14 protein-coding genes are annotated in these 17,634 nt (G+C 67.3%); 10 read left to right on the forward strand and 4 right to left on the reverse strand.

The window, feature by feature from the left end; all coding sequences use genetic code 11:
• Positions 1 to 413: 413 nt before the first annotated feature.
• Positions 414 to 1,985, reverse strand: coding sequence for a methyl-accepting chemotaxis protein (locus ACYP5B_RS09945; RefSeq protein WP_459569464.1), 1,572 nt, complete (start codon positions 1,983 to 1,985; stop codon positions 414 to 416).
• Positions 1,986 to 2,268: 283 nt separating this feature from the next.
• Here ACYP5B_RS09945 and ACYP5B_RS09950 point away from each other — a divergent pair, with 283 nt between their 5' ends.
• From ACYP5B_RS09950 to ACYP5B_RS09995, 10 genes are all read left to right on the forward strand, one after another.
• The gene (locus ACYP5B_RS09950) at positions 2,269 to 3,231 is read left to right on the forward strand and encodes an aldo/keto reductase (RefSeq protein WP_459569466.1); all 963 of its coding nucleotides are present in this window, start codon (positions 2,269 to 2,271) and stop codon (positions 3,229 to 3,231) included.
• A gap of 27 nt (positions 3,232 to 3,258) precedes the next feature.
• Positions 3,259 to 4,020, forward strand: a complete 762-nt coding sequence (locus ACYP5B_RS09955) for a haloacid dehalogenase type II (protein ID WP_459569467.1) — start codon at positions 3,259 to 3,261, stop codon at positions 4,018 to 4,020.
• 240 nt (positions 4,021 to 4,260) lie between these two features.
• Positions 4,261 to 6,285 (forward strand): sigma-54-dependent Fis family transcriptional regulator, encoded by a 2,025-nt coding sequence (locus ACYP5B_RS09960; protein WP_459569468.1) that lies wholly within the window; start codon positions 4,261 to 4,263, stop codon positions 6,283 to 6,285.
• Between the two features lie 260 nt (positions 6,286 to 6,545).
• On the forward strand, positions 6,546 to 7,664 hold the full coding sequence (locus tag ACYP5B_RS09965) for an ATP-NAD kinase family protein (RefSeq protein ID WP_459569469.1): 1,119 nt from the start codon (positions 6,546 to 6,548) through the stop codon (positions 7,662 to 7,664).
• An 11-nt stretch (positions 7,665 to 7,675) separates the two neighbouring features.
• On the forward strand, positions 7,676 to 8,680 hold the full coding sequence (locus ACYP5B_RS09970) for a thiamine pyrophosphate-dependent dehydrogenase E1 component subunit alpha (protein ID WP_400093781.1): 1,005 nt from the start codon (positions 7,676 to 7,678) through the stop codon (positions 8,678 to 8,680).
• Positions 8,681 to 8,759: 79 nt separating this feature from the next.
• The gene (locus tag ACYP5B_RS09975) at positions 8,760 to 9,776 is read left to right on the forward strand and encodes an alpha-ketoacid dehydrogenase subunit beta (protein ID WP_459569470.1); all 1,017 of its coding nucleotides are present in this window, start codon (positions 8,760 to 8,762) and stop codon (positions 9,774 to 9,776) included.
• Complete coding sequence (locus ACYP5B_RS09980) at positions 9,776 to 10,888, forward strand: acetoin dehydrogenase dihydrolipoyllysine-residue acetyltransferase subunit (protein ID WP_459569471.1); 1,113 nt, start codon at positions 9,776 to 9,778, stop codon at positions 10,886 to 10,888. Before ACYP5B_RS09975 ends, ACYP5B_RS09980 begins: the two co-directional genes overlap by 1 nt.
• 156 nt (positions 10,889 to 11,044) lie before the next feature.
• Positions 11,045 to 11,821, forward strand: a complete 777-nt coding sequence (locus tag ACYP5B_RS09985) for an SDR family NAD(P)-dependent oxidoreductase (RefSeq protein WP_459569472.1) — start codon at positions 11,045 to 11,047, stop codon at positions 11,819 to 11,821.
• A 65-nt stretch (positions 11,822 to 11,886) separates the two neighbouring features.
• Positions 11,887 to 12,642 (forward strand): lipoyl protein ligase domain-containing protein, encoded by a 756-nt coding sequence (locus tag ACYP5B_RS09990; protein ID WP_459569473.1) that lies wholly within the window; start codon positions 11,887 to 11,889, stop codon positions 12,640 to 12,642.
• A 500-nt stretch (positions 12,643 to 13,142) separates the two neighbouring features.
• On the forward strand, positions 13,143 to 14,300 hold the full coding sequence (locus ACYP5B_RS09995; RefSeq protein WP_459569474.1) for a CaiB/BaiF CoA transferase family protein: 1,158 nt from the start codon (positions 13,143 to 13,145) through the stop codon (positions 14,298 to 14,300).
• A gap of 107 nt (positions 14,301 to 14,407) precedes the next feature.
• On the opposite strand, the gene ACYP5B_RS10000 is transcribed toward ACYP5B_RS09995, so the two are convergent.
• The 3 genes from ACYP5B_RS10000 to ACYP5B_RS10010 form a co-directional block, all read right to left on the reverse strand.
• Positions 14,408 to 15,244 (reverse strand): shikimate dehydrogenase family protein, encoded by an 837-nt coding sequence (locus tag ACYP5B_RS10000; protein ID WP_459569475.1) that lies wholly within the window; start codon positions 15,242 to 15,244, stop codon positions 14,408 to 14,410.
• A gap of 71 nt (positions 15,245 to 15,315) precedes the next feature.
• Complete coding sequence (gabD, locus tag ACYP5B_RS10005; RefSeq protein WP_318235693.1) at positions 15,316 to 16,764, reverse strand: NADP-dependent succinate-semialdehyde dehydrogenase; 1,449 nt, start codon at positions 16,762 to 16,764, stop codon at positions 15,316 to 15,318.
• Positions 16,765 to 16,877: 113 nt separating this feature from the next.
• Complete coding sequence (locus tag ACYP5B_RS10010; RefSeq protein WP_459569476.1) at positions 16,878 to 17,618, reverse strand: SDR family NAD(P)-dependent oxidoreductase; 741 nt, start codon at positions 17,616 to 17,618, stop codon at positions 16,878 to 16,880.
• Positions 17,619 to 17,634 lie beyond the last annotated feature (16 nt).

Genomic DNA, 17,634 nt, shown 5'->3' on the forward strand with positions numbered 1-17,634 from the left:
TTCGCGCTTGGGCGATTTCCGCCTGGGCGGCGGAAATCACGGCTACCACAATTGGTTGATCTTGCCGCCGGTTTGCTCCCCTCTCCCACTTGTGGGAGAGGGGCCGGGGGAGAGGGCGGGCGCTTGTTATGCCGTCGTGCTGGAATGCACCGGGCTTCGCTTCAAGTTGCTCCTAGCCACCCCCTCTCCACTCAGGGAGTGACAGCCGTCGTCATGGCGCGCGGCTTTGGCCCGTTCGGCGGCTACGGCGAATGCATCAAGTCTGTCAGCTTGCTGACAAAGCCGGATCTGCGTTGTCGTGCTCCCCTCTCCCGCGTGCGGGAGAGGGGCTGGGGGAGTGACTGCCGTCGTCATGGCCAACGGCTTTGGCCCATCCCTGTCAGCTTCGTTCGGCGCTTGGAAGTCGCTCTACCTTAAGCAGCCAGCCGGAACGACGCCACCGAACGCATCATCGATTGCGCCTGCTCGGCCAGTGCTTCGGCCGCGGCGGCGGCCTGTTCCACCAGCGCCGCGTTCTGCTGGGTCACCGTGTCCATCTGGTTGACCGCCTGGCCAACCTGCTCGATGCCGGCGCTCTGTTCGTTCGATGCCGCGCTGATTTCGCCCATGATGTCGGTCACGCGCTTGACCGCGCCAACAATGTCCTGCATGGTCTGGCCGGCCTTGGCGACCAGCGCGGAGCCGTTGTCCACCTGGGCCACCGAGTTGTTGATCAGGCCCTTGATCTCCTTGGCGGCGGTGGCCGAGCGCTGGGCCAGGCTGCGCACCTCGCCCGCCACCACGGCAAAGCCGCGGCCTTGTTCGCCGGCGCGCGCTGCTTCCACGGCGGCATTCAGCGCCAGGATATTGGTCTGGAAGGCGATGCCTTCGATCACGCCGATGATGTCGACGATCTGGCGCGAGGCGCCGTTGATCTCGCCCATGGTGGTCACCACCTGGTTGACCACCTGCCCGCCGCGATGCGCGATATCGGAGGCGTTGACCGCCAGGGAGCTGGCCTGGCGCGCATTGTCCGCGTTCTGGCGCACGATGCCCGTCAGCTCTTCCATGCTCGATGCGGTCTGCTCCAGCGCCGAGGCCTGTTCCTCGGTGCGCTGCGACAGGTCGGAATTGCCCGCGGAAATCTGCTGCGTGGCCGAGGCGATCGAATCCGCCGCGCCGCGGATCTCGCCGAGCGTGCCGGACAGGCGCTGCTGCATGCGCTGCATGGCCGCCAGCAGGCTGTGCTCGTCTCCAGCGCGGATGCGTACCGGCACCGTGAAGTCGCCGTCGGCGATGCGAGTGACCACCTCGGTGGCGTAGGCCGGCTCGCCGCCCAGGCTCTTGCGCACGGTGCGCATGATGGCCAGCATGAACGCCGATACCAGCGCGCCGATCAGCAAGGTGCTGATGGCCGCGGAGATCAGGTTGTCGCGGAAGCTGCTTTCGATGTCCTTGAGGAACACGCCGGTGGCCACGTGCCAGTCCCAGGCCGGCAAGTAGCGCACGTAAGTCAGCTTGAGCGCGGGCGTTTCGGTGCCCGGGATGCGGCCGCGATAGGTGGTGAAGCTGTCGTCGGGGCTGGCGCCGGCGCGCGCGCCCGCCTTGCCGGCATCGACGATGCTCTGGTACACCAGCTTGCCGTCGGGGTCCTTGAAGTCGCCCACGACCTTGCCTTCCATCTGCGGCAGCCCCGGGTTGAGCACCACTTGCGGCTTGGAGTTGAGCAGGAACAGGTAGCCCTTGTCGCCGAAGCGCATCTCGCGCAGCGCATCCTTGGCTGCGACCTGCGCGTCCTCAGTGCTCATGGTGCCCTTGGCGGCGCGGTCCACATAGAGCTTGACGATGCCTTCGGCGGTCGCCACCAGCGACTGCAGGCTCGCGCGGCGCTCGGCCATCATGGTGGCACGGGTGTCCACGGCGCTCCAGGTGCCCAGCGCGAGCAGGGCCAGCCACATTGCCACCAGCGCGGCCCAGAGTTTGGCGTTCAACGAAATTCGATTCATGATCATGCTTACCGGGAACGGGCAGCCGTTCGCGCCGGCGGCGCGGCATCGGCCTGACCTTGGTGTTGACAGACAGGCACAGGCGAGACGATTCCGCTCGCTGCGCATAGCCTGGCCACAGCCGGTTAACGACCCACCACCGTTGGGACTTGAATGAGTGGGGATGAAGTGACCTAAGGTAAACCCAACCCTGGATCGGCAAGGTTTCCGATCTCTGCCTACAATGTGCTTTAAGCCGCGCCTGGATGACGGGCGGCTCGACGCAACCCGCGGAGCAAAACGCATGACCTCAAGCATCACCACGCGCAAACTGGGCAGGTCCGGGCTGGAAGTCTCGCCCGTGGCATTTGGCGGCAACGTGTTCGGCTGGAGTGCCGACGAGTCTACCTCTTTCACGCTGCTCGATGCCTTTGTCGGCGCCGGGCTCAACTTCATCGATACGGCCGACGTGTACTCGCGCTGGGTGCCGGGCAACCAGGGCGGCGAGTCCGAGGCCATCCTCGGCAAGTGGTTCAAGCGCAGCGGCAAGCGTGCCGAGGTGGTGCTGGCCACCAAGGTGGGCATGGACATGGGCGAGGGTCGCAAGGGCTTGTCGCGCGCCTATATCGAACGCGCCGTCGACGCGTCGCTGCAGCGCCTGCAGACCGACTACATCGACCTCTACCAGTCGCATACCGACGACCAGGACACCCCCCTGGAAGAAACGCTGGACACCTACGCCCGCCTGATCAAGGCCGGCAAGGTGCGCGCCATCGGCGCCTCCAACTACAGCGCGGCGCGCCTGGCCGAGGCGCTGGAAACCAGCCGCCGCCACAACCTGCCGCGCTATGAAAGCCTGCAGCCGCACTACAACCTCTATACCCGCAGCGAGTATGAGGCCGAGCTGGAGCCGCTGGTGCTGCGCGAAGGCCTGGGCGTGTTCAACTACTATGCGCTGGCCAGCGGTTTCCTGAGCGGCAAGTACCGCTGCGAGGCCGACCTGGACAAGAGCGGCGCGCGCGGCCAGAGCGTCAAGGCCTATCTCGATGCGCGCGGCCTGCGCATCCTGGCGGCGCTGGACGAGGTCGCGGCGCGCACCGCCACCAACCCGACGCAGGTAGCGCTGGCCTGGCAGATCGCGCGCCCCAGCATTACCGCGCCGATTGCCAGCGCCACCTCGCTGGCGCAGCTGGACGACCTGATCGCCGCTACGCGCCTGCAGCTGAGCGGCGACGAAATCGCGCTGCTGGATCAAGCCAGCGCCTGAGCGCGCTTACCCTGGAGGAATCAAGGGATGCATGAGAAGAGAATGAGCCACGGCAACAGCGCGGGCGGCAACACGCCGGACCTGGGCGCGGTCAAGGCGCTGGTGTTCGATGTCTTCGGCACCGTGGTGGACTGGCGCACGAGCGTGATCGCGGACCTGGCCGCATTCGGGCAGGAGAAGGGCATCGAGGCCGACTGGACCGCCTTCGCCGACGCCTGGCGCGCCGGCTACGTGCCCGGCATGGAGCGCGTGCGCAAGGGCGAGCGGCCGTGGGCCAATATCGACGTGCTGCATCGCGAGCGGCTCGATGCGCTGCTCGACCAGTTCGGCATCGAAGAGCTCAGCGAAGCGGAGAAAGACTACCTCAACCGCGCCTGGCACCGCCTTTCCGGCTGGCCGGATGCCGTGCCGGGTCTCACGCGGCTAAAGCAGCGCTACATCATTTCCACCTTCTCCAACGGCAGCGTGCAGTGCCTGGTCGACACGGCCAAGCATGCCGGCCTGCCGTGGGACGCGGTGTTCAGCGCGGACATCGTGCGCCACTTCAAGCCGGAGGCGGAGATCTACCGGGGCGTGATTGCCTTCTTCGACCTGGAGCCGCAGGAGGTGATGCTGGTGGCAGCGCACAATAATGACCTGCGGCATGGCCGCTCGCATGGGATGCGCACCGCCTATGTCAACCGGCCTACGGAGTATGGCCCGAACCAGTCCAAGGATCTGGCGGCCGAATCGGACTGGGATGTGGTGGTGAGCAGCTTGACGGAACTGGCGCAGCGGCTGGGCGTTTGAGCGCCTGCGTGCGCCAACTAGCGCACATCGGCCTGGGAAACCCTGCCTTTGCGGCCTTGCGCTGCACATGGCGCGCGCCCGGCCAGTGCGATCGGGTTTGCCCAAGCCACTCCCTGTCGGATACATTAGGACTCCCGGCCGCCCACACCGCAACCCTGCGGCGCAACAGAGGCCACGCCAGAGCCGGGAGTTGGTGCGCGCCGGCACGGCAGCGCGCCTGGAGACGACAAGGAGACCACGATGGACCTGCGGCAACGCGAGCACATCGACACGGTAGTCCAGCTCACCACCCGCGCCAGCGCGCCGATGGTGCGTGCGCCGGAAACCATCATCCAGAATTCGTGGCGGCGCTGCGTGCATCAGTACGGGCTGGATCCGGCGCGCATGCAAGAGGCGCGCATCCTGCCGCAGACCCGGCTGCGCGAGCACCAGCAGCGCATCGACGATTTCGCGCGGATCGCGCGCCACGGGCTGCAGACGCTCTATAGCCAGGTGGCCGGCATGGGCTATGTCGTGCTGCTGACCGACGCGCAGGGCGTGACGGTGGATTACCTGGGCGACGCCAACGCCGATGCCCGCCTGCGCCACGCCGGGCTGTACCTGGGCGCGCAGTGGAGCGAGTCCGGCGCCGGCACCTGCGCGGTCGGCACCGCGCTGGCCACCGGCCAGGCGTTGACCGTGCACCAGGCGGATCATTTCGACGCCACCCATATCCCGCTGACCTGCACCGCCGCGCCGCTGTTCGATTCGCACGGCAGCCTCTGCGCCATCCTCGACATTTCCGCGCTGACCTCGCCGCAAGCCAAGGACAGCCAGGGCCTGGCACTGCAGATGGTACGCATCTACGCCAGCCGGATCGAGAACGCCAGCTTTGTGCGCAGTCACCGCGAAGACTGGATCCTCAAGCTCAATGCGGCCCCGGAGTTTGTCGACGTCAACCCGGAATACCTGCTCGCGCTTGACGCGTCGGGCCGCATCGTTGGCCATAACCGCCGCGCGCAGCAGATGCTGGAGGCCGAGCTGGGCGTGGCCCCGGGCGGCGCGCCGCTGCTTGGCATGCCGTTCGAGTCGCTGTTCGAGGCGCGGCTGGACGAGCTGGGCCGCTTCATGCATTCGCGCCCCAGCGAGCAGCGCGCGCTGGCGCTGGCCCGCACCGGCGCGCGGCTTTACCTGAGCGTGATGCCGCCGGCTCTGCGCTGGCAGCGCGCGCGTGGCATCACCGAGCGGGCCACGCCGCTGCAGGCGCCGCTGGCCGCGCTGTGCGGTGGCGATGCCGCACTGCAGCAGCAATTGCTGCGGGCCGCCAAGCTGGTCGATTCGCCCATCAACCTGCTGATCAACGGGGAGACCGGCAGCGGCAAGGAGTACCTGGCCAAGGCCCTGCACCAGGCCAGCTCGCGCCGCGACGGCCCCTTCGTGGCGGTGAATTGCGCGGCGATTCCCGAATCCCTGATCGAGAGCGAGCTGTTCGGCCACCTGCCCAACAGCTTCTCGGGCGCCGGCTCGCGGCCCAAGCGCGGGCTGATCCAGGAGGCGGACGGCGGCACGTTGTTCCTCGACGAGATCGGCGACATGCCGCGCGAGCTGCAGTCGCGCCTGCTGCGCGTGCTGGCCGAGGGCGAGGTGCTTGCCATCGGCGCGGCGCGCCCGGTGCCGGTCAACCTGCGCGTGATATCCGCCACGCACCATCCGCTGGACCAATTGGTGAGCAGCGGGCGCTTCCGCGAGGACTTGTACTACCGGCTCAACGGCGCGCGGTTGATGCTGCCGCCGCTGCGCGAGCGCACGGACCGGGACTGGCTGATCGGCAAGATGCTGGACGCTGGCGGCAAGCCAGCTACCGTGACCCTGTCGCCCGCGGCGCGCGCGCGGCTGCATGCGCATCGCTGGCCCGGCAACCTGCGGGAGCTGCGCAATGCGCTGGAGTACGCGCGGGCGGTCTGTGACGACGGCCACATCGAGGTGGAGGATCTCCCGGAAGGCATTGGCGAGGGGATGCCCCAACAGGGTTTGCTTCCCGTTTCCGCCAGCGTCCCGCCGGGCAGCGCGGCCGTCGAAGCCGCCTGCGCGCCGGCGTTGCCGGCCTCGGGCTTCGACCCGCATCAGTTGCCGCCGGAAGGCATGCTGCTGATGCAATACCTGCGCGCGGCCGGCTGGAACCTGAGCGCGGTGGCGCGCCAGATCGGCGTGAGCCGGATGACGCTGTACCGCCGCATGGCGCGCTACGGCATCGCGTCGCCCAACCAGCGCGACGCGGCGCACTAGCAAGCCAGCGAACATGGCGGCGCGGCTCGCCCGCGCCGCCTTCTCCACCCGGTTCAAGATCCCCGCTACACCTGTTCACCCCCTGTACACCTGATGCTGTGACACCTGTCACGCTGCGGCCTGCGCACAGCCTGCAATGTCCCGGCGCGCCCCGCGTTTTCTTGGGGTAATCCCGAGTTTTTCCCGCTTCCGACGTGCCTATGCGGGTTGGCACGCCCATTGCGATATGCCTGTCATAACCAGAAAGACAGGAGACAGGCATGGGTGAGCAAGCGCTGGCCGACCGGCCGCTGGTCGGCATCATCGCCAACCCGATTTCCGCGCGCGATATCCGCCGCGTGATCGCCAACGCCAACACGCTGCAACTGGCCGATCGCGTCAATATCGTGCTGCGCCTGCTGGCCGCGCTGGCTGCCTGCGGCGTCGGCCGCGTGCTGATGATGCCGGACCGGGAGGGCATGCGCGTGCTGCTGGCGCGCCACCTGTCGCGCCGCCAGGGGCCGGATGCCGCGCTGCCGGAAGTGGAGTACCTCGACATGCCGGTCACCGCGCGCGTCGACGACACCTTCCTGGCTGCACGCATGCTGCGCGAGGCGGGCGTCGCCGCCATCATCGTGCTGGGCGGCGACGGCACCCACCGCGCGGTGGTGCGCGAATGCGGCAACGTGCCGATTGCCGGCATCTCCACCGGCACCAACAACGCCTATCCCGAAATGCGCGAGCCCACCATCACCGGGCTGGCCACGGGCCTGTTCGCCAGCGGCCGCATTCCCGCCACGCAGGCGCTGGCCGGCAACAAGCGGCTCGACATCACGATTGCCGGCGAAGGCGAGGTGCGCCACGACATCGCGCTGGTCGACGCCGTGATCTCGCACGAGCATTTCATCGGCGCGCGCGCCTTGTGGAAGACCGAGACGCTGGGCGCCGTCTATGTGTCCTTTGCCGACCCGCAGGCAATTGGCCTGTCCGCCATCGGCGGCTTGCTGGAGCCAGTGGGCAGGCATGAATCCGGCGGCCTGGCGATCGAGCTGGCCGCGCCCGGCGAAGGCCGCTTCGAGCTGCGCGCGCCGATTGCGCCCGGCCTGCTGCGCGCGGTGCCCATCGCGGGCTGGGAGCGCCTGACCGACGGCGTTGCGCACCGCGTGCGCCAGCGCGCCGGCATCGTTGCGCTGGACGGCGAGCGCGAGCTGGTGTTCGGCCCGCACGAAGAAGTCACCGTGACGCTGCGCGAACACGCCTTCCTTAGCATCGACGTGGCGGCCTGCATGCGCTATGCCGCCGCCGCCGGGCTGATGCGCAGCGGGCGTGCGCCGCCGCAGCAACAGCATCCCCCACCCCAGCCACTCACCGAGCTTTTTACCGCCACCACAAAACCTTGAAGGAGACAGACATGACAGCCAACGCATCCGGTACCACCGGGAACACGCTGCCCCTCGACAAACAGGAACTGCTCGCCGTCTATCGCAGGATGCGCACCATCCGCGATTTCGAAGAGCGCTTGCACGTGGATTTCGGGCGCGGCGACATCCCGGGCTTCGTCCACCTCTACGCCGGCGAGGAAGCCGCCGGGGTCGGCATCCTGCACCACCTGGGCGACGGCGACCGCATCGCCAGCACGCACCGCGGCCACGGCCACTGCATTGCCAAGGGCGTCGACCCGGTGGCGATGATGAAGGAGATCTACGGGCGCAAGGGCGGTTCCTGCAATGGCAAGGGCGGCTCGATGCATATTGCCGACCTGTCCAAGGGCATGATGGGTGCCAACGGCATCCTGGGCGCAGGCGCGCCGCTGATCTGCGGTGCCGCGCTGGCCGCCAAGTTCCGCGGCAAGGGCGAGATCGGCATTACATTCGCCGGTGACGGCGCCTCCAACCAGGGCACGTTCCTGGAGAGCCTGAACCTGGCCGCGGTATGGAACCTGCCGGTGATCTTCGTGATCGAGAACAACGGCTATGCGGAATCCACCGCGCGCGACTACGGCACGGCCGTGGACAGCTATGTGGACCGCGCCGCCGGTTTCGGCATTCCCGGCGTGACGGTGGACGGCACCGATTTCTTCGCGGTGCACGAGGCGGCAGGCGAAGTCATCAAGCGGGCCCGTGAAGGCGGCGGCCCGGCACTGCTGGAATGCAAGATGGTCCGCTTCTACGGCCACTTCGAAGGCGACGCGCAAACCTATCGCGCCTCCGGCGAACTCGACGACATCCGCGCCAACAAGGACTGCCTGAAGAAGTTCACCGCCACCGTGACCCAGGCCGGCGTGATCGCGCTGGACGAACTCAAGGCCATCGACGAGCAGGTTGCCGCACTGATCGAGGACGCGGTGCAACAGGCCAAGGCAGCGCCGTTCCCCTCGCCCGCCGACCTGCTGACCGATGTGTACGTCAGCTACTGAGCACAGCCAGCCAGGCATCCCGAATTCCACGGCATAACGAAGACCAAGCACCAATAGAGCACGATCAGGAGACCACACCATGTCCCGCAAATTAAGCATGAAGCTGGCGATCAACGAAGCGATCGACCAGGAAATGACCCGTGACCCGAGCGTGATCATGCTCGGTGAAGACATCGTCGGCGGCGCCGGCGCGGACGGCGAGAAAGACGCCTGGGGCGGCGTGCTCGGCGTGACCAAGGGCTTGTACGCCAAGCACGGCGACCGCCTGCTGGACACGCCGCTGTCCGAATCCGCCTATGTGGGCGCGGCCATCGGCGCGGCAGCTTGCGGCATGCGCCCGATAGCCGAGCTGATGTTCATCGACTTCATGGGCGTGTGCTTCGACCAGATCTTCAACCAGGCGGCCAAGTTCCGCTACATGTTCGGCGGCAAGGCCGAGACGCCGGTGGTGATCCGCGCCATGGTGGGCGCGGGCTTTCGCGCAGCCGCCCAGCACAGCCAGATGCTGACGCCGTTGTTCACGCATATCCCCGGCCTCAAGGTGGTGTGCCCCAGCACGCCATACGACACCAAGGGCCTGCTGATCCAGGCGATCCGCGACAACGATCCGGTGATTTTCTGCGAGCACAAGAATCTCTATGGCTTCGAAGGCGAGGTGCCGGAGAACTCTTATGCAATCCCCTTCGGCGAAGCCAATATCGTGCGCGACGGCAAGGACGTCTCCATCGTCACCTACGGCCTGATGGTGCACCGTGCGCTGGAGGCGGCAGCCACGCTGGCCAAGGAAGGCATCGAAGCGGAGATCGTGGACCTGCGCACGCTCTCGCCGCTGGATATCGACACCGTGCTGGAGTCGGTGGAAAACACTGGCCGCCTGGTGGTGGTGGATGAAGCCAGCCCGCGCTGCAATATCGCCACCGACATCTCCGCGCAGGTGGCGCAGCGCGCGTTCGGCTCGCTCAAGGCTGGCATCGAGATGGTCTGCCCGCCGCACACGCCGGTGCCGTTCTCGCCCGCGTTGGAAGACCTGTACATCCCCAGCGCGGCGCACATCGCCGAAGCCGCGCGCAAGACCGTCAAAGGAGGGAAACACTGATGGCCGAGATCACTCCTATCGTCATGCCCAAATGGGGCCTGTCGATGAAAGAAGGCACGATCAACGACTGGCTGGTCGAGGAGGGCGCGCAGATCACGGTAGGCATGCCGATCCTTGATGTGGAGACCGACAAGATCGCCAATGCGGTGGAAGCGCCGGACGCCGGCACCCTGCGCCGCAAGGTAGCTGCCGTGGGCGACATCCTGCCGGTCAAGGCGCTGCTCGGCGTACTAGCGCCGCCCGAGGTCAGCGACGCGGACATCGACGCCTTTGTCGCCGCCTATGAAACGCCCGCCGCCGATGAAGGCGATGAGGACGCCGCTACCTCGGCTTACCAGTTCATCGAGGTCGACGGCATCCGCGTGCGCTACGCAAAGCGCGGCGAGGGCGCGGACACGGTGCTGTTCATCCACGGCTTCGGCGGTGACCTGGACAACTGGCTGTTCAACCTCGACGCTCTGGCCGACGCGCACACCGTCATTGCGCTGGACCTGCCGGCGCACGGGCACTCCACGCCCAGGCTGCCGGGCACCACGCTTGCATCGCTTGCCGGATTCGTCGCGCATTTCATGGACGCGCTCGACATCGGCCAGGCCCACCTGGTGGGCCATTCGATGGGCGGCGGCGTAGCCGCGCAACTGGCGGTGGACGCGCCGCAACGCGTGCGCTCGGTGGCGCTCGTATCGCCGGCCGGCCTTGGCGAGGAGGTCAACAGCCAATACACCGAAGGCTTCGTCAACGCGCAATCCCGCCGCGAACTCAAGCCGGTGGTGGAACTGCTGTTCGCCGATGCCGGGCTGGTCAGCCGCCAGATGCTGGACGACCTGCTCAAGTACAAGCGGCTCGATGGCGTAACCGAAGCGCTCGGCGCGCTGGGCGCGAGCCTGTTCGGCGGCGGCAGGCAAACCGAACTGCCGGGGCGCAAGCTCGCCGACACCGGCAAGCCAGTGCTGGTGATATGGGGCGCACAGGACCAGATCATCCCCGCGTCGCACGCAGGCAACGCACCCGCTGGCGCCACGGTGAAGGTGTTCGACGATGCGGGCCATATGAGCCAGATGGAGAAGGCCAACGAAGTCAATGCTCTGCTCAAGCGGCATGTAAGTGGCTGATGAACCCGAGTCCGTCGGTTTGCTACCCTCTCCCGCAAGCGGGAGAGGGGCGGGGACCAGCGCGCAGCGAGGCGTACGTTGCTGTCGTACGCGGGACCGATACGAAGTCTGGTGGACCTTAAATAATCAATCAAGAACACTCAACGGAGACCCAACATGACCGAACCCCTGAAGGGACAAGTCGCCGTAGTCACCGGCGGCGCCCGCGGCATCGGCCGCGGCATCGCCCTGACACTTGCCAAAGCCGGCGCCGACATCCTGATCGCCGACCTGCTCGAAGACGCCATGCGCGAAACCGCGGAAGAAGTGCGCGCGCTCGGCCGTCGGGTGAGCACCCTCAAGGTCGACGTGACAAAGGCCGAGATGCACCGCGCCATGGTGAAGCAAGCACTCGACCAGCTAGGCGGCCTGGACGTCCTGGTCAATTGCGCAGGCGTCATTAGCATCCATCCGGTCGACGACCTCAGCGAGCGCGACTGGGATTTCGTCATGGACGTCAACGCCAAGGGCACCTTCCTTGGCTGCCAGGCGGCGCTGGAACACATGAAAGCCCAGCGCAAGGGCCGCATCATCAACGTCGCCTCCATCGCCGGCAAGGAAGGCTTCCCCAACCTCGCCCACTACAGTGCCTCCAAGTTCGCAGTGGTCGGCTTCACCAATGCACTAGCCAAGGAAGTCGCGCGTGACGGCATCACCGTCAACGCGATCTGCCCCGGCATCGTGCGCACCTATATGTGGGATCGCCTCTCCGACGAATGGAAGGCGCAAGGCGAGTCGGTGGAGGATTCCTGGGCCCGCCACCAGCTCACGCTGATCCCGCAGGGGCGGGCGCAGACCCCGGAAGACATGGGACGGATGGCATTGTTCTTCGCGACCATGGACAATGTGACCGGGCAGTCGGTCAACGTCGACGGTGGCTTCACCTTCCATTGACCGGCACCGGGCCGCGGCGCGGCCCGGAATACGCGCATCCCGCCCCGGCGCTTACCGGCCATGCCATGCCATTTGAAGCCCTCTCTCCCGATCCCACCGACCCGGACCCTCTGCACGCCGAGCACGCGTTGCTGGAGCAGGCATCCGCTGGCCGCTGGCTGGCGCACCTGTGGCAGGCGCCGCTCTCGCTGGTGGTGCCGCGCAGCTACCTGCGCCATGCGCAACTGGAGGCCGCGCACGCCGACTTTGCCGCGCGCGGCTGCCCGGTCTGGCTGCGCCTGTCCGGCGGCGGGCTGGTGCCGCAGGGCCCGGGCATCCTCAACCTGAGCCTGGCCTACCCCGTGCGCGGCGGTGCCGGCACCTATGCAGAGGCGGTCTACCTGCACCTGTGCGAGGTGCTGGCTGGCGCATTGGAGACGCTAGGGCTGCAGACGCACTGGCAGGCCGTGGACGGCTCGTTCTGCGATGGCCGTTTCAACCTGGCCTGGGGCCCGCTGGAACACGCCCGCAAGATTGCCGGCACGGCGCAGTACTGGCGCCGCGTGGCGGGTGCCGAGGACCCCAGCCTGCATGTGGTCCTGGCCCACGCCGTGTTGCTGGTCAGCGCCGATCCGCAGGAGATCAACCGCCGCGCCAACGATTTCGAGGATGCTATCGGCAGCGCTCGCCGGTACCGTGCCGACAAGGTAGTCAGCGTGGCTCAGGCGCTGGCGCAAAGCGGGCAGCCGGTGCCGGCGGGCCTGGCCAACCTGACCGCGCAAGCACTTCGTGGGGCGCTGGATGCAACCCCGCCTCGATTCGCGGCACCGCCCCAGCCTTAAGAACCCGTTTCAATTACTCGGCAATCTCCACCAGCGAACTGATGTACCCGACACCGCCAACGCCGTCTTCCTCAACTTCGACGTAGTAAGCCAGCTTGTGGTTGTCCCTTAGCGCCACGCTAGCCGCGTGAGCATTACGAAATCGTGAATACTGAAATGTCTTCCCATCGCCGCAATGCCGGGAGCTTTCTCCGCTTGCGGCACCTTCGGCTGCTCGAACTGGTGGCCAGTGGCGGCTTGCCGGCATTGCAAGGTTTTCAAGCGGCAATGGAGGCGGCGAAAACGGAGGGTCGAAGCGCGTAGCAGGGGTGGCCGCTCGCACAGTGCCGCCACCGAAGGATCGGCTCTCGGCGCAAGCCAGTGCCTGGTATCGATCGGCCGTAAGACAGTGCGGGCGGATTCGTCGGTATTGACGATTCCACGCCTGGGCGAGCGTGGCAAACTGTCTGGCGAGACGCTTCGGGGACACCCCGGACCGAACAAGCAACCGGAGACAAGACATGGCGGGACCGTTGGCGGGACTGAAAGTGGTGGAAATGGTTGGGATCGGCCCGGCGCCGTTCTGCGCGATGATGCTGGCCGACCAAGGTGCCGAGGTGATCCGCATCGACCGGCCCCGCCCGGCCCAGCCCGGCGAAGCGCCGGCCACCGGCGCGGGCAAGGCACGCTGCGACGTGACGGCGCGCGGCAGGCGCTCCCTGGCCATCGACCTGCGCAAGCCCGGCGCGGCCGAGGTCGTGCTGGACCTGATCGCCAGGGCCGACGTGCTGATCGAAGGCTTTCGCCCCGGTGTGATGGAACGCCTGGGGCTGGGCCCGGACGTATGCCTGGCGCGCAACCCGGCGCTGGTATATGGCCGCATGACCGGCTGGGGCCAGCACGGGCCGCTGGCCCAGGCTGCCGGCCACGACATCAACTACATTGCCATCGGCGGCGCGCTGCACGCCATCGGCCGGCCGGGGCAGCCACCCGTGGTGCCGCTCAACTACGTCGGCGACTTTGGCGGCGGCGGCATGCTGCTGGCGTTTGGCGTGATGTGCGCGGTCAACGAGGCGCGCAACTCGGGCAAGGGGCAGGTGGTGGACGCGGCCATGACTGACGGCACTGCTTTGCTGTCGGCCATGATGTACGGCTTCAAGGCCGCCGGGCGCTGGACCAACCAGCGCGGCGACAACCTGCTGGATGGGGCGGCGCATTTTTACGACACCTATGCTTGCGCCGATGGCAAGTACGTGGCGGTGGGCGCCATCGAGCCGCAGTTCTACGCGCTGCTGCGCGAGCGCTGCGGCCTGGACGATCCGCTCTTCGACAAGCAGCTCGACAAGCGCCACTGGCCCGAGCTCAAGGCCCGCATGACCACGCTGTTCCTCACCCGTACGCGCGCCGAGTGGTGCGAGCTGCTGGAAGGCAGCGATGCCTGCTTCGCCCCGATCCTGGACTGGGACGAGGCGCCGCAGCATCCGCACAACCGCGCGCGCGAAACCTTCCTGGAAATCGACGGCGTCATGCAGCCGGCCCCGGCGCCGCGCTTCAGCCGCACGCCGGCCGCCGTGCCCCAGGCGCCGGCCGAACCCGGCGCGCACAGCGAAGCGGTGCTGCGCGACTGGGGTATCGGCGTCGAGGCGATCGACACGTTGCGAAGCTGCGGAGCGATCTGAGCCCGCGCTGCAGCGCAGATTGCCGACAAAGTTGGAAACGAGCAGGTGGCCTCCCCTCTCCCGCGCAAGTGGGAGAGGGGAGCAAGCCGCACCTGCCTCTGCCGTGTTTAGGCCTCCGGCCCAAGAATCCGCTCCACAAACTCCGGCGCCAGCGGCACCCCGAGGAAGCGCGAGATCTCCACGATCTGTCCGTACAGCATCCATTGTCCGTGGTGCACCGTGCAGCCCTGCTCGCGCGCGGCTTTCAGCAGGGGTGTATCGCCATCCCGCACCACGGCCTCGCAGACCAGGGTGCTTGCATTTAGCTGTTGCGCGGGTAGCGGCATGGCATCCGTATCGCGCAGGCCGAGTGCCGTGGCGTTGACCACCACGTCGAAGCCGGCGGGGTGGTTATCGCCGGCGCGGATCGAGAGGGACGGCAGCGCTTTCTTCAGGCTCGCGGCCAGTTCTGCCGCCTTGTCGGCGGAGCGGTTGTAGATGACCAGCTCGGCCGGGTTCTCGCGGGCGATGGCGTAGGCCATCGATTTGCCGGCACCGCCGGCGCCGAGCTGCAGCACTCGCTTGCCGGCAAGGCTGTGGCCGCGCTCGCGCAGGCCGGCGACGAAGCCGTCGCCATCGAAATTGCCGCCGGTCCAGTGGCCTTTCTCGCGGTCGAAGCGCATGGCGTTGACGGAGCCGACCAGGCGGGCGGTTTCAGTCAGTTCGCCGCAGGCGGCGACCACGGCTTCCTTGTGCGGGATGGTGACGACCAGGCCTTGCAGGTTTTGCGAGGCGGGCGCGCCGGCGAGGAATGCCTGGAGCTGCGCCGAATCCACATGGAAGGGCACGCAGGCGGCGTTCAGGCCTTGCCTGGCTACCGAGGCGTTGAAGAGTTGCGGTGTGCGTACGTGCGCGATGGGGGCGGCGATGATGCCGACAAGCTGGGTATTGCCGTCGATCTGCATTGCGGATTCTGGGTAAAGTAAGAAAGGGCGGCGGGACGGATGCGTTCCGTCCCGCCAGTCATGGCGATGGCTCAGATGCCGGCCATGCAGGTGTACTTGATGACCAGGTAGTCCTCGATGCCGTAGTGCGAACCTTCGCGGCCCACGCCCGATTGCTTGACGCCGCCGAAGGGTGCGACTTCGTTGGAGATCAGCCCGGTGTTGACGCCCACCATGCCGTACTCCAGCCGCTCGGAGACGCGCCAAACGCGGCCGAGATCGCGCGCATAGAAGTAGCTCGCCAGGCCGAATTCGGTGTCGTTGGCCATGGCCACCACTTCGTCTTCGGTCTCGAAGCGGAACAGCGGCGCTAGCGGGCCGAAGGTTTCTTCGCGCGCAACCAGCATATTGGGCTTCACGTCGGCCAGCACGGTAGGCTCGAAGAACGATTGGCCGAGCGCATGGCGCTTGCCGCCTTGCAGCACGCGGGCGCCCTTGGAGATGGCATCGGTGATGTGTTCCTCGACCTTGAGCACCGCCTTGTCATCGATCAGCGGTCCGATGCGCACGCCGTCTTCCATGCCGTCGCCTACCTTCAGTGCGCGCACCGCTGCCACCAGCTTCTCGGCGAAGGCGTCATAGACCTTGCTGTGTACATAAAGGCGGTTGGCGCAGACGCAGGTCTGGCCGGCGTTGCGGTACTTCGACACGATCGCGCCTTCCACCGCGGCATCCAGGTCGGCATCGTCGAACACGATAAAGGGCGCGTTGCCGCCGAGTTCCATCGATACCTTCTTGATGGTGGATGCCGTTTGCGCCATCAGCGTGCGGCCGACCTCCGTGGAGCCGGTGAAGGTGAGCTTGCGCACCAGGGGGTTGGTGCTGAGCTCGCCGCCGATGGCGGCGGCCGAGCCGGTCACCACCGACAGCACGCCAGCCGGGATGCCGGCGCGCTCCGCCAGCACCACCATCGCTAGCGCGGTCAGTGGGGTTTGCGAGGCGGGCTTGACCACCATGGTGCAGCCGGCCGCCAGCGCCGGGCCGGCCTTGCGCGTGATCATGGCCGCCGGGAAATTCCACGGCGTGATGGCCGCGCACACGCCCACCGGTTCCTTGGTGACGACGATGCGCTGGTTGCTCACCGGCGCGGGAATGGTCTCGCCGTACACGCGCTTGCCTTCCTCGGCGAACCACTCGATGAAGGAGGCCGCGTAGCCGATCTCGCCGCGCGCTTCGGCAAAGGGCTTGCCTTGCTCGGCGGTCATGATGCGGGCCAGGTCGTCCTGGTTGGCCAGCAGCAGTTCGAACCACTTGCGCAGCAGCGCGGAGCGTTCCTTGGCGGTACGCGCGCGCCAGGCGGGCAGGGCGCGGTTGGCGGCCTCGATGGCCTGGCGGGTCTCGTCGGCGCCAAGCAGGGGTACCTGGCCGACGCGCTCGCCGGTGGCGGGATTGGTCACTTCGATATGGCGTTCTGCATCGATCCAGCGGCCATCGACAAAGCACTGCTGGCGCAGCAGGGAGGGGTCTTGGAGTTGCAACATGATCTGGTTCCGGTTCCGTAGCGATGTTGGGGGGAGTCGGCGCAGCGCCGTTGACGGCAGGTTAGCAGGATCCGGCGATCTCGTTTGGCCGCCGCGCCGTGCGTTCCAGCCGTTCAGCCTGCGATATACAGCCCGCCGTTGACGTGCAGCACCTCGCCGGTGACAAAGCTGGCCGCGTCGCTGCACAAAAAGCCGATGGCGGTGGCGATCTCGCGCGGATGGCCGAGCCGCTTGAGCGGCGTCTGCTCGACGGAGTCTGCGCCGCGCTTCTGGATCAGGTCGGTGGTCATGGGGGTCTCGATCACGCCCGGCGATACTGCATTGACGCGGGTGCGCGGCCCGAGTTCCCGCGCCAGGCTGCGGGTGAGGCTGAGCAGGCCGCCCTTGGAGGCCGAATAGTGCGCATTGTAGTAAGCGCCCCGGTGCGCGGCCACCGATGTGAGGTTGACAATGGCGCTCCCCTCACGCAGCGCGGGGATGGCGCGGCGCACAAGATAGAACACGCCGTCCAGATTGATGGACAGTGTCTGCCGCCATTGTGCGTCGCTCATCTCAGCCACCGGCTGGGCCTGGTACAAGCCCGCCGACGGCACCAGGAAATCGATGCCGCCGAAGCGGTCCTGCGCGAGCGCCACGGCGCGGGCGCAATCGTCGGGGTTGGCGGCGTCCATGCGCAGCGTGGCGATGCGCTCGCCGCTCGGGTCCAGCTCGCGGGCAAAGCCGGAGAGGCCGGCTTCGTCGAGATCGGTCAGGACCAGGTTGGCGCCGTGCGCCAGGAACAGCTTGGCCGTTTCGCGCCCGATGCCGCCATTGGCGCCCGTCAGCAGCAGCGTGCGTTGATCGAAGTTGTACATGTTCTCTCCGGGAGTG

It is taken from the genome of Cupriavidus sp. 8B, from assembly GCF_054589115.1.